Origin of the sequence: Pseudoalteromonas sp. ND6B (assembly GCF_000764215.1) — a bacterium.
Taxonomy (GTDB): Bacteria; Pseudomonadota; Gammaproteobacteria; order Enterobacterales; family Alteromonadaceae; genus Pseudoalteromonas; species Pseudoalteromonas tetraodonis.
Map to the genome: position 1 here is coordinate 119531 of NZ_JQFL01000038.1, position 16165 is coordinate 135695.

A 16165-nucleotide genomic window follows, 5' to 3' on the forward strand; every position below is an offset into this window, starting at 1 on the left:
TTAAAGGTTGGCGCTTTTTGCCAACCTTTTTTATTCACATTTTGTAACAGACCTTTTATCGTAAGTGCATCGCTATTTTGCACCTTATTGTTATGATGGGATAGCTATTAATATAGGACGTAATTCCATGAAAAAACTAACAACATTGGCTCTTGCCTTGGCTGCAGGAATCGCGCCGGGTGTATCGGCCTATGAGACTAAAGACACTCGTTTACTTCGCTTTCCAGATATTCATAACCAAACCGTTACCTTTGTCTACAGTGGCGATATTTATATTGCGAATACGCAAACAGGCGAAAGCAAACGCTTAACCGATCATATTGGCTTTGAAACATTTCCTAAGTTTTCCCCTGACGGTAAGCGCATTGCATTTTCAGCCGAGTATAACGGTAGCCGACAAATTTATGTGATCAACAGTGACGGTTCAAACCTAAAGCAACTTACTTATTATAATGACGTTGGCCCAATGCCACCGCGTGGAGGTTTTGATTACCGCGTTTTAGATTGGACCGCCGATGGTAAAAATGTGGTATTTAGAGCTAACCGCACACCATGGGGAAAACGTATGGGCCGCCCTTACATGGTTCCTGCAGATGGCGGACTTGAACAGCCATTAGCGATTCCAGAAACTGGTGGCGGCATGCTATCTCCAGATGGCAGCAAGTATGTTTATACGCCAATTGACCGAGAGTTTCGTACGTGGAAACGTACTCGTGGTGGTCGTGCGCAAGATGTATGGATTTATGATTTAGAAAAAAACACCTCAGAACAACTAACTACAAACCGTGCAACCGACCAGCAACCAACTTGGGTCGGTGACGATATTTACTTTGTGTCTGACCGTGATTACACGCTAAACCTTTACCAGTACCGTAAAGGCAGCGAACCAAAAAAACTTACCAACTATAAAAACTTTGACGTACTTTGGCCTTCAGCTGGCCCAAATGCGATTGTTTATGAAAACGGCGGTTATTTATATCGCTTTGACGCAAAAACACAAAAAAGCGCTAAGCTAAGCATTAACATTGCTGGCGTGCGCCAATACGCAATGCCGTATAGCAAAAATGTTAGCGATTTTATTGATTCTATGTCGCTCTCTCACGATGGTAAACGCGCTGTATTTACTGCCCGTGGTGAGCTGTTTAGTGTACCAATTAAACAAGGGCCTACACGCAACTTATCTTACACAGAAAAAAGCCGCGAAATAGATGCAAGCTGGTCACCAAATGGGCGCTACATAGCCTACATGAGCGATGAAAGCGGCGAGTACGAAATTTACTTAAAAGATCGCAGTAAAAATAATGCTATTAAGCAACTCACTAGCAATGGCACTATTTGGCGCTTTACGCCCATTTGGTCACCAGATAGCTCTAAGTTGTTGTTTTCAGATAAAAACAACACACTTTGGTGGTTAGATGCAAAATCGGGCAAGCAACACAAAATTGATACCGGTATTTACGACGAAGACGGCATTACTCAATATACTTGGTCGCCTAACAGCCAAGACATTGTATTTGTTAAAAATAACGAAAACCGTTATGCCTCGCTATGGCACTACAACCTTAAAAAGAAAAAGGTAACGCGCTTAACAGACGAAATGAGTAATGAGCAAAACCCTACTTTTTCGCCTGATGGTCAATATCTTTACTTTAGCTCAGAGCGCGACTTTAACCTGGCATTTAGTAGCTACGAGTTTGATTACATGTTTAATCGTGCAACTCGTATTTATGCAGCTGCAGTAAACGATAGTGTTAAACCGCTTATTGCCTTACAAAGTGACGAAGCCACGATTGTCCAAGATAAAGAAGATGAAAAAGAAGACGACAAAAATGTTAAAAATGCACTGCAAAGCAATGACTTTATGCAACGTGTTACCGCACTTAATGCCCCAGCAGGCGATTACCGTAGCTTAACCGCAGTAAAAGACGGCGTACTAACTCTTGCTAATGGCGGTTTACAGCTAATAGGCACCGATCACAACAGTGAGCTAGAAACAGTCGCCAAAGGCGTTAGTAATTACACTATTTCAAGCAATAGCGAACACCTACTTGTACATACAGATGGCGGTTACAGCTTAATTGAACCTAAGCCAAAACAAGATTTAGACGCAAATAAGCTCGATTTAAGCAAAATGACGCTTAAAATTAATCCGCAAGCAGAGTGGCAACAAATGTATGTAGAAGGTTGGCGCACACTGCGCGATTGGTTCTACGACGAAAACCATCACGGACAAGATTGGGATGCTATTTTAGCTAAATACCAACCTATGGCTGATGCCATTAGCCATCGTAGCGACCTTGATTATGTTCTTAGCGAAATTGCCGGTGAAATTAACTCTGGCCATATTTATGTGCAGTCGGGTGATATGCCTAAAGCAGAGCGTAAAAACCATGGTTTATTAGGCGCTAAGCTTGCAAGCGACCCATCTGGTTATGTAAAAATAGAACAAATCTTTAAAGGTGAAAACTGGCATGACGATTTCCGTTCACCGCTTGGCACCACAGGTGTAAAAGTACATAACGGCGATTACATTATTGCGGTAAATGGCCGCTCAGTTAAAGACGTTGCTAACTTTTACGAACTCCTTGAAAACACCCAAGGTGAGCAAGTAGAGTTAGTGCTAAACAACAAGCCGCGTAGCAAAGGCGCATGGCAAATAACTGTAAAACCGATAGCAAGTGAGCAAGGCCTACGTTATTTAGACTGGGTTAATTCGCGTGCAGCCTACGTTGATAAGCTATCAAATGGGCGTATTGGCTATGTGCACCTGCCAAATACAGCCTATGAGGGCAATCGCGCCATGTTTAAAAACTACATGCCGCAAACAACCAAAGATGCCATGATTATTGATGACCGTTACAATGGCGGCGGTTTTATTCCTGAGCATATGATCACCTGGCTTGCGCGTAAACCGCTTAACTATTGGAAACGCCGTGGTGTAGAACCAACTAAAACACCGCAGTTTGCACACAATGGTCCTAAAGCCATGCTAATAAATGGCTATTCAAGTTCTGGTGGTGACGCAATTCCTTACTACTTCCGCCAAGCTGGTCTAGGTAAGCTAATTGGTACCCGTACATGGGGTGGTTTAATTGGTATTTCTGGTAACCCAAGCCTTGTAGACGGCGGGCAAGTAATTGCTGCTACATTCCGTATTTTAGATACAAAAGGTAACTGGATCATAGAAAACGAAGGTGTTGCACCAGATATTAAAGTAATCGATCGTCCTGAGCTTATTTATAAAGGCCAAGACCCATCAATAGAGCGTGCTGTACAAGAGTTATTAAAGGAGCTTAAAGAAAACCCTAAGCAACCTTTAGTGGTGCCACCAGCACCTACTGATTTTTAATTTGCTGCTTAGCAATATTAGCTAATAAAAAAACCCTGCAAATTTGCAGGGTTTTTAATAATTCGAGTTTAATGACTTATATGTATTAAGGCTTATCTTTTTCTCCAGCCGCTCCATACGTCATCTTCTTGGTTGGCTTTGTTTTTCTTCTTTTTCTTACCGGTACCTTCAGGCTTGGCCATTGGCTTATCATTTTTAAGTGCTTGTGCGGCATCAAGGTTGGCTTGGTTTACAGCAAAGCCTGTAACCTCTTCGCGCTCTAAGCGAAGTTTGTTTTTTTTCTCGATTATTTTAAAGTGATGAAAGTCTTCATAATCAATCAGTGATAACGCTAAACCTACTTCACCGGCACGGCCACTTCGGCCAATACGATGCATGTAATCAGCAGGGCTGCGCGGTAAGTTAAAGTTAATTACAACAGGCAGTTTGGCAATATCTAAACCACGGGCTGCAATATCGGTGGCAATTAGTACTTCTATTTCGCCCGCTTTAAACTTTTCTATTACGCGAGTACGCTCGCTTTGGCCTTTATCACCATGGAACACTTGCGCATTCACGCCACGCTTTTCAAGTTTGCCCGCTAAATGCTCACAGTCTTTTTTAGCATTGACAAAAATCAGCGCTTGGCGCCATTTGTGCTGCTTAATTAAGTGCGCTAAAACCGTGGTTTTCTCGCCTTTATTAACCGTAAAAACGCGCTGAACTAATGTGCTTTCGTCTTTACTTTGAACTTGTATTTCAACAGGGTTGGTTAACAGCTCTTGCGTTAATTGTGTGACTTGATCTGGAAAGGTTGCTGAAAACAACATGGTTTGCTTTTTAGCAGGCATTAACGCCAACAGCTCTGCAAGCTCTTCGGTAAAGCCAAGGCTTAACATGCGATCAGCTTCATCAAGCACTAAGGTTGAAACTTTATCAAGCTTAATAGCATTGCTTGATATTAAGTCGAGTAAACGCCCTGGGGTTGCCACGATAATATCAGCTCCGCCACGTAGTGCCTGCATTTGGGTATTAACCGATACACCGCCAAACACCGCTACCGTTTTAATCGCGCCATTAAAGTTTGCAGAGTATGATTTAACACTATCAGCCACCTGCGTTGCCAGCTCACGAGTAGGCACTAAAATTAGCCCTGAAACAAAGTTACCTTTGCTAGCAGTTTTTTTAGCACCTTGCGCTAAAAATAGCGTTTGTAGCATAGGCAAAGCAAAGGTTGCTGTTTTACCTGAGCCGGTATTTGCCCCCGCAATTAAATCGCTACCAGCAAGTACACTTGGGATCGCCTTAGCTTGAATTGGCGTAGGTTGGCTATATTGTAAATCAGTTAAACGAGCAATTAGCTCTGGAATAAGGCCAAGATCGTTAAAAGTACTAGGGCTTGCGGCTGAGGTCATATTTATTACGGGCTTATTGCTAAAAAAGTAGCCTGTAATTTTAGCGTATTTAGCACGTATTAAGTAGGGGTTAGTGATTTAAATAATATTTAGCTACAACTAATAAAAAGACGCTTGCGCGTCGTTTTTATTTAACAGTAACTAAAAACCCTAGTTACGCTTATCAAACTCTGCTTGTAACCTGACTTTTGTTTCTTTTAAGTAATTTATATAAGGGTATGAGTCATCTGCAATGGCTAAAGCAGATTTCATATGAGCCAGCGCTTGACTAATATTACCTTGCATCTCATAGCCATAAGATAAAGCAGAGATCGCACTAACTGATTTTGGGTGATTTTTTATATTGTATTTAAACACCTCAATAGCCCGTTCAAATTGCTGGTTATCCGTTAGGTTATAACCAAGTAGCCTAACAGCGCGATCCGGTGGCGATACCTGTTCGCCCCATTGTTGAGATAGATTTTGGTAATAAGCATCAATAGAGACAACATCGTCAGTTAAAGCACTGATTGGCATTTGCTTAGGTAAAAATAAGTTGTAATAGGCATTAAATACGCCAGCAGCAGAGGTTAAGCCATGCGAGATACCATCAAACGCATCACTAAAAAAGCGTAACCCTTGCACTTTATGCGATTGCAGTGATTGCTGTAATTCATCGTACCTTTCACGCATTATACCGGCTTCTTCGCCAATATTGGTGTAAACGTAACTGTTAAGGTCTTTCGTTTTAGCTATAAACGATTTTGTACTTTTTACCATTGCGCCATAGTTCCACCAAACCGCAGGGCTATAAGCAATATGCGCTTGAAATAGTTCGGGCTTTGCCTGCAAAGCATACAACGCAAATACACCACCAGCAGATGCGCCAGCAATAACCTTATAGTCATGCGTGCGATAGTTTTTATTAACTAAAGGAATGAGCTCTTGCTCAAAGAACGCTAAAAACGTTGTAGCACCGCCCCCTTCACCAACTGGGCCCTGTGGCTCTTTATTCACTGTAGGGTAAAAATCTCTAAGTCGATTAGTGTTTTCAATAGCGACAATAATAACCTCAGGCGCACGATTATCATTTTGTAAACGCTCAATAACAGCACTTGCAAGCGGTATATTACCCGCGCCATCTAAGCGATATATAACAGGATATACCTTATTTGACTCAGCTTGGTAGCTCTTTGGTAACTGTACAACAACAGTGCGTTCTTCGTTTAAAACAGTAGATTTAATAGTGTGCATGAATTGAGAGTCATCAGCACTTTGCTGTTTAGTGTCAGATTGTGCAAAGGCACTTTGTGAACTAAAAATACTAAAGCTAATAAAACAAATGGCAGTAAATAAACGCATGACTAATCCCTTAGAGAATAATAAGTTACTTAAGCTAACAGACTTCCAGGCACAAAAAAAGCGCCTTAAGCGCTTTTTTAACATTAATCAAAACCTATAACCTGTTGATTTTACTCAACTGTAACCGATTTTGCTAAGTTACGTGGTTGGTCAACGTCAGTGCCTTTAATGACCGCTACATAGTACGATAGTAACTGTAGTGGAATTGTATATACAACAGGGGCAATTACGTCATCTACGTGGTTTACGTTGATCACACGCATGGTGTCGTCTGACTCAAAGTGTGAATCTTTATCAGCGAATACATAGATGATGCCACCACGTGCACGTACTTCTTCTACGTTTGATTTAAGCTTTTCAAGCAATTCGTTGTTTGGTGCTACAACAATAATTGGCATGTCGGCATCAATGAGTGCTAATGGGCCGTGTTTAAGCTCACCTGCTGCGTATGCTTCAGCGTGAATGTATGAAATCTCTTTAAGCTTAAGTGCGCCTTCCATCGCGATTGGGTATTGCGACCCGCGACCTAAAAACAGTGAGTGGTGTTTATCAGCAAACTCTTCTGCAAGGTCTGCAATACCATCAGCCAACAATAGCGTTTCCTCTAATTTAGCTGGTAGCAGTTTAATAGCGTTAACAATCGTGCTTTGATCTAAGCCTTTTTCTTGCGCAATAGACGCAGTAAGCATTAACAAACCAACAAGCTGCGTAGTAAATGCTTTAGTAGAGGCTACACCAATTTCAGCACCAGCTTTGGTCATAAAGGCAAGGTCTGATTCGCGTACAAGCGATGAGCCTGGTACGTTACAAATAGTCATTGACCCCATGTAGCCTTGCTCTTTGGCTAAACGCAGTGCAGCTAAAGTATCAGCCGTTTCACCTGACTGTGAAATCGTTACTAGCAGACTATTTTCGTGTACAAACGATTGGCGGTAACGGAACTCAGAAGCAATTTCTACGTTACAGCTAACACCTGCAAATTGCTCAAGCCAGTAACGAGCAACCATACCTGAGTGGTATGACGTTCCACAGGCAATAATTTGTACGTGTTTTACGTCTTTAAATATTTGCTGTGCGCTGTCGCCAAAGGCATCAATCGCGACGCGGTCATCGTTTAAACGTCCTTCAAGGGTGTTACGTACTGCAAGTGGCTGCTCATAAATTTCTTTTAGCATATAGTGACGGTAATCACCTTTGCCTGATGCATCTTGTGTGATGTTTGATTCAACAACCTCACGTTCAACCGCGTTGCCATCGGCATCAAAAATTTCTACTGTGTCGCGAGTAATGCGCGCTACATCACCTTCTTCTAAGAAGATAAAGCTGCGAGTCACCGGTAATAATGCAAGTTGATCAGAGGCAATAAAGTTTTCACCAAGGCCTAAACCAATAACTAACGGGCTGCCTGAGCGCGCTACAATAATTTCGTTATCATTCGCTTTATCAAACACAACGGTACCAAATGCGCCTTCAAACTGTTTAACAGCTGCTTGAACTGACGCTAATAAAGTCGTGTGCTGCTGACGTAACTGATGAATTAAATGCACCATGACTTCAGTGTCGGTGTCTGATAAAAACTCGTAACCGTCGCCTTTAAGTGCTGCACGCAAGCTTGCGTGGTTTTCAATGATACCATTATGTACAAGCGCTAATTGATTGCTTGAAACATGTGGGTGAGCATTGGCTTTAGTTACACCGCCATGAGTTGCCCAACGAGTGTGTGCAATACCTGTGTGACCGCTAACACCAGCTTGTTCAAGTGCTGACTCTAAGTTTACAACCTTACCTACTGCTTTAACTGTATTAAGAGTATTGCCTTCAAGTAAAGCTACACCTGCTGAGTCATAACCACGGTACTCAAGACGCTTAAGGCCTTCAACTAAGATTTTATTTACTGGACGTTCTGCAACAGCCCCAACGATTCCACACATAGTGTCTCCATTAATTTTTTAATTCTAGCAACTCACGATGTAGTTGCTATTCCATAATCTCTGCGCAAATTAGTTTTACACCACACGCCTCTATGGCTGCACGCTTATCACTTGCTAAGCCACTGTCGGTTATTAATGTGGTTACTGTTTGCCACGGTAATTCTAAATTTGGTATTTTTCGGCCAATCTTTTCTGACTCAACCAGCACAATAACTTCGCGCGCCGCTTTAGCCATCACTTGGCTTAATCCAACAAGCTCATTAAACGTGGTTGTTCCACGCGCTACATCAATGCCATCGGCACCTATAAATAGCTGATCAAAATCATATGAGCATAGAACATTTTCAGCTACTTGCCCTTGAAACGATTCTGAATGCGGATCCCACGTGCCACCTGTCATCAAAAGGGTTGGCTCGTTTTCAAGTGCTAATAAACGTGTTGCCACTTTAATTGCGTTAGTCATAACAACTAACCCCTGCTTGGTAGCTAACTCAGGGATCATCGCTGCAGTAGTGCGGCCGCTGTCAATAATAATGCGGTTATGATCTTTTATAAGCGCCGCTGCTGCCTTAGCAATCGCTACTTTGCGCTTAGAATCGATCTCATCGCTTACTATCTCTTTTGGTAGCGCAATAGCCCCACCATAACGGCGCAGCAACAAGCCACTTTTTTCAAGCGCGGTTAAGTCTTTTCGAATGGTTACTTCTGATGTTTGAAACTGTTCAGCAAGAGTCTCAACGGCCACTTCACCAAGCTCATTTACTTGGCTAAGGATCAGATGACGGCGTTGCTGGGTGTTTCGTTTGGTCATTAAGTAACTGCTATTAAGTTTCGTTTCGAAAGTTAGGGGATTTTAAACGAAACATAATAAATGGCAAGTGAATGCATAAAAATAAAGCAGTTTTATTCAAATTATCATCATGCTTAAAGTAGGTTAAGCTAGGCACCATTATTTAAGTTAAACAAAATTGATATGCAGTCATTTAATAGTATTAGTAAAGAGAATCTAGCGCAGCGTAAAACTGTGCACGAAATTTGCCGCTTATTTAATAAAAGCCCCAGTAAAGGTAATTTAAAGCGAATAAAAGAATTATGCTCACACTGTGGTGATGGAGTAATTATTGAAGCGGGCTTTCATTGTGACTATGGCAGTCAAATACAAATTGGTGATCGTACTTTTATAAACATTAACTGCACTGTGTTGGATGCCCCCATTAGTGAGGGTGCAATTACCATTGGCAGTGATTGTTTAATTGGCCCGAACGTTCAACTATTAACAGTTTCGCATGCTGTGAACCCCATAGAGCGGCTCAATAAAGAGAACTTTGCAGCACCAATCTCCATAGGTAATAACGTATGGGTTGGCGCGGGAGTTATTGTGTTAGCTGGCGTTACCATTGGCGAAAACGCTGTTGTGGGCGCAGGGTCGATAGTGACCAAAGATGTGGCTGCGAACACTGTTGTTGCCGGTAACCCCGCGATAAAGCTCAAGGATATTTAACACGCTAAAGCCCGCCCTAAAGGTCGTCGTTTACGGCGATATTTAATTTATATTGAGCTAGCCTTTAATTCCTAATTCAACCCCTAATTGCTCAATATCTGTATGTTGCTCAAAATACTGCACAACTGCTTGAATCTGTTGCTGCTTTATACCTTCAAAATTATCGGTTAGGTAATCTTTAATCTCTCTAAAGCTCCACGTTAATTTCATTTCCGTTGGGATTTTGGTTAAGGCAGTAAACACTTCTTCAATCGTTTTATCATCAAGTAAAAAGCGAATAAACTGCATTACGGCTAAGTACTGTGGGTTATCTGAGTATTTTTCTACCTCTGCGACATAAATAAGAACCTGTTCTGGCGTTTCATAAACTAAAGCCTGTTCGGCTATATTTGCTCTTGAGTTAGCTATAGTTTTTTGAATTTCTTCATTCGATGAGCCTTTGAACTGCTCAATCAAGGTTTTAAAGCTGCTTAGTGCATCCTCAAGTTTGTCTTGCTGACCATAAGCAACGCCTTGGTTATACATCGCCATAGCCACTTGAACTTGAATCTCTTCATTCGGTGAAGCTTTGAACTGCTCAATCAAGGTTTTAAAGCTGCTTAGTGCATCCTCAAGTTTGTCTTGCTGACCATAAGTAATACCTTGGTTCATCAGTGTGACAGCGTAAAGTTCGGGCTCTTCTTTTTGATCTAATAACTGCAATACTTTTGCCCAAGCTTTTAAAGCTTCATCATATTCACTCTTTTCAAATGCACTTAAACCGACTTTAAACCAATTTTTAGCTGAAGCCCTTGTAGAAGGTTTGTTGTGTTTACTTAAATCTTTACCTGTTTCCCCTTTATTTGAGGTAATAATTCTTTTACTTTCTTCTATTAGATCACGCTCAATTTTATTTAGTGCAGCACTCGCTTCTGTTGCTAACTTTTCGGCTCGCTCTTTTAGCTCAAGGCTCACCTTTTCGAGCTCAACTTTGGTCTCTGAAATTAATTTACCTTTATTATCTAATAACCATTTTTCCATATGACTTTCTGAGGCTATATTAGCAGCCTGCTTGGCTTCGTATACCGCTCTGTTTTTTGCACTAAAACCGAGAGCGATTGCAGAAACCGTGATAATCAAACCAAAAATAGTCAATGCCAAGCCCCACATATTAGTATTACTTGCTATGTCAGAAATCCGCCCATCAACCCCATTTAACTGATTAGTTTGCAGCTTTTCTTGCGCTTCAAGTTTAGTTTGTAAGTTAGTAAGTTGAACTTTGAGTGCTTGCTGTGCCGCTTCTAAGGTCTTAATATCATTACCGAGTAATTTTTGTTGCTGTAGCTTTTCATCTAGTCGAACAAGCTGGTTTTGCATACTAAACAGTTGCTGAAACATCAAATCTTGGCTATTGTGCGTATTAGCAATAATAGGAGCAGAATTTACAGGCGTTGAATTAGGTGTTGTTGTAGCAAAAGCTGCGCTAGTCAAACACCATAAAAATACAAATAGTAAGAAAAAACGCATCAATCATCCCTAAAATAAGTTTGCTTTGCCAAAGTTGTAGTTATAACCACATAGTAATCTTTTAATCTAACCGAGTTTTGTAGCACATACCACTTAAAACCAAGTATTTATAAAATATTCTAAGCTATTTTTTTGATGCTAAATCAACCTAAAAATCAACGGGCTTACCAATATAAGTCCGCAATAAAAGCCCACTTTAACTTGCCATGCTTTATATTTACCTGTGACTTTAATCCCTAACAGTAGGCTTAATAAGTCGATACGGCGCGCAGCAAGAAACACCAGCCAACAAATAATGAAAGTGAGGCTGAGTATAAGTAATGGCTCCACAAAACCACCTAATTGCAGCTTCGACAAATAAAAGGCAAGGCCAATAATCACACTTTGATGTAATAGATAAAAAGGGAATACTGCACAGTTTAATAAAGCCAGTTTAGGGTGATCGTGATTCAAAAAACGTTGTGCTAGTGCCAGCATTAACAACACGCCCATTAACCGTTGCGCAGTATACAGCATATCCATGCTGGTAATTTGCCATTGGCTAGCAGCAGGGTTTTGCCAAATCGTGTGATAACCCAGCACGACAACTAAATAACCTAAAATAAATACCACGAATAGCACTCGCCAATGGCGAAGTAGCTGGCTATAAAATGCAGACTGTAACGCAAGCAAGTAACCATAAAGTAAAAACAGTGCGCCCATGGGATATCTGAATGTATCACTCGGCCAGCTTAACTTTAAAATACATAACGGCAGTAACAGAGTGATGAAAATCACCAGTAACGATCTATTACATAAACGCGTGATTACAGCTTGCACAGTAGCGTGATGAAGCAGCGGCATCGCTAGCACTAGCAATAAAGTAAATTGCCATAACGAACGCAAATACCAAAGATGGTTTACATCGACATGAGGCCAAATCCCTGCTTGATAGTGATTAAATAAAGGGTTAGTTAAATCAAAGAACTGCTGGTAGAACTGCCAAAAGCTCATAGCTAAACCAACCTCTTGGCTCATTTGCGCATAAAGCTGAATAGGCACTATAAACCAAATGCCAAACAATAAAGGCAGTAATATTTTTACACTTCGCGTAGTTAAAAACATACCTAGACTAAAGCGCGCAACAATAAAGCGCAGCGCCACACCTGAAATAAACCAAATTAATCCCATCCGCCATGGCGACAATAAAAGCATGACGTTTTCAATACCGCTGGATAAGTACTGACTTTTAAAATGAAAGCCCCAATTTTCACTGTATAACATGCCGGTGTGGTAAAAAATTAATAAGCCAAAGGCAAGTACTCTCAGCCAATCTAAATCATAACGGCGAGATGGTAACTCTTCACCTTGGTTAAACACATTTACCCAAGGTTTTAATAGCGTACGTGTTGTATTTTTAATGACTATTTTAAGATTCATAGAAGATTTAACTTATGAGTAATTAATAACAACTATGAACAACACTCTGCGTTAAGCAATCACAAAAGGCTGATAAAACAGTCAGTAGGGATAAGCGGTGGATATCAGGGATGATAAGTTTGGTGATCTATCACTATCTTGCTAGTCTAATGATGGTCTTTTAAGAGTTACAATAATAATGATCACTTTATCGCACTTTCAACGCTACCAGAGATGGTATGCGGCATTATTTTTATCTAGTTATATTTTTATAAACAACACCATTAATGCCAGCTCAAATATTATGGAAGCCCAACGTGATGGCGCACTTCCTTTTATGATCTGGGAGCCCTTTGTGTGGGAATACTCGAGTGCTATTGGCACTTTATTATTGTTTCCGGCTTTAGTTTGGTTATTAAAAGCTAAGCCCTTTAATTGGCAAAAAATCTCTCATTCAATATTACTGTACTTAGTAGCGAGCATTGCTTTTTCGTTATTACATATTGGTATTATGGTCGCTATCCGCAAACTCATTTACACCGTGCAGGGTATGCAATATGACTTTGGGTTAGTATGGTTTGAGTTACTTTATGAATACCGCAAAGATTTGTGGGGATTCTTATTTTTGATTGTTGTTATTAAAACCTATCAATATGTCGTGAGCCAATTAACAGGTGAAGCAGCCCCGATCAGTCAAGGCGAAGATACTGCTGAACATGTAAACTTAGACAGGCTACTGGTAAAAAAGCTGGGAAAAGAATTTATTGTTCGCGTAGCAGAAGTAGATTGGCTTGAATCAAATGGCAATTATGTAAATCTACATATTGGCGCTCGAATTTACCCTTTTCGTGCAACCATGACACAACTTATAACTCAGTTAGAACCACAAGGATTTTGCCGCATTCACCGTTCTCATGCGGTTAGGTTAGACGCGGTTGAATCAATCACGCCATTAGCAAGTGGAGATAGTGAAGTAAAACTTACAACAGGAAAAATACTTAACTTATCGCGTCGCTATAAAGATCAATTTAAGGAACTGTTAAATTCAACTACAAGTCATTCTTAACTCACGCTATGTTAAGCTAACCTGCTTTAGGTTAGCCACATTCATTTTTTCGGAGTAGTTTAGTACGTGCCTTTAAATCGATTTATCCGCATTTTGCCATTAGTGTTAATTTTATCCGGTTGTGAAACCACACCCGAACAGCCATCTTCACAACCTGATATTAAAGCTAACCCGAATATTGTTGTTAAAGAACAAAACGAAAATATTGAGCAAATAGCTCCCTTAAGTTCTCAGAAACTCGATGATGTGTGGCAACGCATCCGAGCGCAGCTTACATTTGCCAATTCTAGCCACCCAGATGTACAGCAACGTATAGCATGGTATTTATCGCACCCAAATTACATGGATGAAATTAGTCGCCGTGCTGAGCCTTATCTTTATTATATAGTCACAGAGGTTGAAAAGCGGAACTTACCCATAGAATTAGCATTAATGCCGCTAATTGAAAGTGACTTTGATGCCAGTGCCTATTCGCACAAGCATGCATCTGGACTTTGGCAATTAACGCCTGCCATTGCTAAATATTTTAAAGTGCAAATATCCTCTTGGTATGACGGACGTCAGGACGTAATAGACAGTACCCGAGCAGCGTTGGATTTTATGGAATATTTACACAGGCGCTTTGATGGTGATTGGTATCACGCTATAGCAGCCTATAACTTAGGTGAAGGTCGTGTACTTAGAGCAATTAGTAATAATAAAAAACAAGGCAAACCCACTGATTTTTTCAACTTAAAACTGCCCAAACAAACCAGTCAGTACGTGCCAAAATTACTAGCTGCGGCACAATTATTAAAAAGCCAAAAAATGGCTTTTCCTACAATTTCAAACAGCCCAACAATTGCAGTATTGCCTATTGATGACGCTGTTATTTTAGATAACCAAAAGCAATGGCAGCAACTTGAATTTTTAAACCATGGTGTGATCCGCTTTCCTGCAATTATTGATGCGCCCCACATTGTTGTTCCAGTTGCTGAACAAACACAATTTAAAGACATGCTCGCTAATCTTGATTCCAATGATTATAGTCAGTGGCAACACTACACAGTAAAACGTGGCGATAGCTTAAGTGTTATAGCGAAACGCTACAAAGTGGGTATTAGCCAACTCAAAGCGTTTAACGATCTAAAAAGTAACACCATTAGAATTGGCCAAAAGCTTGTGCTCCCTCAATTAGCCGATACCCAAATTGAATATCAGGTTAAATCGGGTGATAGCTTATGGAAAATTTCCAGCCACTACAAAGTCAGTATTACTAAACTAAAACAATGGAATAACCTTTCGAGCGACCATTTAAAAATAGGTAAAAAGCTTACTGTATTCTTATCTAATCGCTAACGACCTCGCTGATTATTAAATATATGGACTGATGAATTTATCAGCCCATATACCCTTCAAAAGACCTAATACCAATCCGCAATAATACTCAATCATTTTGCGGGGCTAAACGTGTCGCTATCTGTGTTAAAAAATTCTCATTTAGAACAACTAAATAGCGAATTTTTTTCCTAGCTATCAACCCGTTTTTACTACATCAAAATAGACCGCTTAATTAAGCGAACTGGTATAACATCTATCACCACAGGCCTTTAGTGTGTCATTCCTGCGTACGTAAAAAGCCCGACGATTGCTAGTCGGGCTTTCTAAATTTGGAGCCATGGTAATGTCGTAGTGCCCGCCGCGGTAGAGAGCCACACAACAAGGTACACTTATGTTTTTTAATGGGATGAATTGGACTCTGAGGTAGTCGGTGCGTTCTTTTACCCATGAGTTTCGTAATACTCAACCCAAGCTACGATGGTCAGGTTAACGCTGTGCAACTGATAGCTGACGGCTGATAGCTAATATTTTTACTTTCCTGCAGACAACAAAAAACCCGTCACATTGCTGTAACGGGTTTCTCTTATTTGGAGCCTGGTAATGTCGTAGTGCCCACAGCGGTAGAGAGCCATATAGCAAATGCGACACTATCTTTGTGTCGGGGCGGCCTTGTGTGAGGCTTGCCTTCGCGCTGTTTTGTTTGATGTATAGGAATACGAATGCCGTGAAGTACAGGATGTACGAGAGCGGCCACTACTGAGTTCGGCATGGGCTCTTGGTTTTTTTATTAAATCCCAAACAGCAAAAAACCCGCTACATTGCTGTAACGGGTTTCTCTTATTTGGAGCCTGGTAATGTCCTACTTTCACATAGCAAATGCTACACTATCATCGGCGCTGTTTCGTTTCACTACTGAGTTCGGCATGGGGTCAGGTGGGTCCAAAACGCTATTGTCACCAAGCAAATTTGGTGTAAGTTCGATTTAATCAAGCTTACTAAAATTTGGAATCTCTGATAATAAAGTCTTCAAGTATCTACTTTAGTTATATTAACTTCTGCGCTTAAACTATCACATAAAACGCGTTTGGCGTTGTATGGTTAAGCCTCACGGGTAATTAGTACAAGTTAGCTTAATGGCTCACACCACTTCCACATCTTGCCTATCAACGTTGTAGTCTTCAACGGCCCTTCAGAGACTTTAAAAGTCTAGTGAGAACTCATCTCGAGGCCTGCTTCGCGCTTAGATGCTTTCAGCGCTTATCAGTTCCGAACGTAGCTACCGGGCAATGCCATTGGCATGACAACCCGAACACCAGCGGTTCGTTCACTCCGGTCCTCTCGTACTAGGAGCAACCCCTC

The 16165-nt window shown here is 40.9% G+C and carries 10 protein-coding genes and 2 rRNA genes; 4 read left to right on the forward strand and 8 right to left on the reverse strand.

Going from position 1 to position 16165, the window contains the following annotated elements; all coding sequences use genetic code 11:
• Positions 1 to 127: 127 nt before the first annotated feature.
• On the forward strand, positions 128 to 3349 hold the full coding sequence (locus ND6B_RS08875; RefSeq protein WP_033103582.1) for a S41 family peptidase: 3222 nt from the start codon (positions 128 to 130) through the stop codon (positions 3347 to 3349).
• A 92-nt stretch (positions 3350 to 3441) separates the two neighbouring features.
• On the opposite strand, the gene ND6B_RS08870 is transcribed toward ND6B_RS08875, so the two are convergent.
• The 4 genes from ND6B_RS08870 to ND6B_RS08855 all read right to left on the reverse strand — a co-directional run bounded on the left by ND6B_RS08870 (position 3442) and on the right by ND6B_RS08855 (position 8826).
• Positions 3442 to 4743 carry a DEAD/DEAH box helicase gene (locus tag ND6B_RS08870; protein WP_033103583.1) on the reverse strand — a complete coding sequence of 434 codons (1302 nt, stop codon included), beginning with the start codon at positions 4741 to 4743 and terminating at the stop codon, positions 3442 to 3444.
• Between the two features lie 150 nt (positions 4744 to 4893).
• Complete coding sequence (locus tag ND6B_RS08865) at positions 4894 to 6084, reverse strand: alpha/beta hydrolase-fold protein (protein ID WP_033103584.1); 1191 nt, start codon at positions 6082 to 6084, stop codon at positions 4894 to 4896.
• Between the two features lie 110 nt (positions 6085 to 6194).
• Positions 6195 to 8015 carry a glutamine--fructose-6-phosphate transaminase (isomerizing) gene (glmS, locus tag ND6B_RS08860; protein ID WP_033103585.1) on the reverse strand — a complete coding sequence of 607 codons (1821 nt, stop codon included), beginning with the start codon at positions 8013 to 8015 and terminating at the stop codon, positions 6195 to 6197.
• 46 nt (positions 8016 to 8061) lie between these two features.
• Positions 8062 to 8826 (reverse strand): DeoR/GlpR family DNA-binding transcription regulator, encoded by a 765-nt coding sequence (locus ND6B_RS08855; protein ID WP_016898983.1) that lies wholly within the window; start codon positions 8824 to 8826, stop codon positions 8062 to 8064.
• A 162-nt stretch (positions 8827 to 8988) separates the two neighbouring features.
• Here ND6B_RS08855 and ND6B_RS08850 point away from each other — a divergent pair, with 162 nt between their 5' ends.
• A complete protein-coding gene (locus ND6B_RS08850) occupies positions 8989 to 9516 on the forward strand; it encodes a sugar O-acetyltransferase (RefSeq protein WP_033103586.1) in 528 nt (175 codons plus the stop codon).
• A gap of 57 nt (positions 9517 to 9573) precedes the next feature.
• Here ND6B_RS08850 and ND6B_RS08845 read toward each other — a convergent pair whose 3' ends face one another.
• Complete coding sequence (locus ND6B_RS08845; RefSeq protein WP_033103587.1) at positions 9574 to 11022, reverse strand: tetratricopeptide repeat protein; 1449 nt, start codon at positions 11020 to 11022, stop codon at positions 9574 to 9576.
• A gap of 138 nt (positions 11023 to 11160) precedes the next feature.
• Entirely contained in the window at positions 11161 to 12441 is a 1281-nt protein-coding gene (locus tag ND6B_RS08840) for an acyltransferase family protein (protein ID WP_051686691.1), read from the reverse strand.
• 181 nt (positions 12442 to 12622) lie between these two features.
• On the opposite strand from ND6B_RS08840, the gene ND6B_RS08835 reads away from it, so the two are divergent.
• Positions 12623 to 13486, forward strand: coding sequence for a LytR/AlgR family response regulator transcription factor (locus tag ND6B_RS08835; RefSeq protein ID WP_028834743.1), 864 nt, complete (start codon positions 12623 to 12625; stop codon positions 13484 to 13486).
• A 66-nt stretch (positions 13487 to 13552) separates the two neighbouring features.
• Positions 13553 to 14824: a LysM peptidoglycan-binding domain-containing protein gene (locus ND6B_RS08830; protein WP_033103588.1), complete on the forward strand. Its 1272-nt coding sequence runs from the start codon at positions 13553 to 13555 to the stop codon at positions 14822 to 14824.
• 828 nt (positions 14825 to 15652) lie between these two features.
• Here ND6B_RS08830 and rrf read toward each other — a convergent pair.
• Positions 15653 to 15767: ribosomal RNA gene (gene rrf, locus ND6B_RS08825) — 5S ribosomal RNA — on the reverse strand.
• A 133-nt stretch (positions 15768 to 15900) separates the two neighbouring features.
• Positions 15901 to 16165 (reverse strand): 23S ribosomal RNA (locus tag ND6B_RS0119240); the annotation flags it as partial.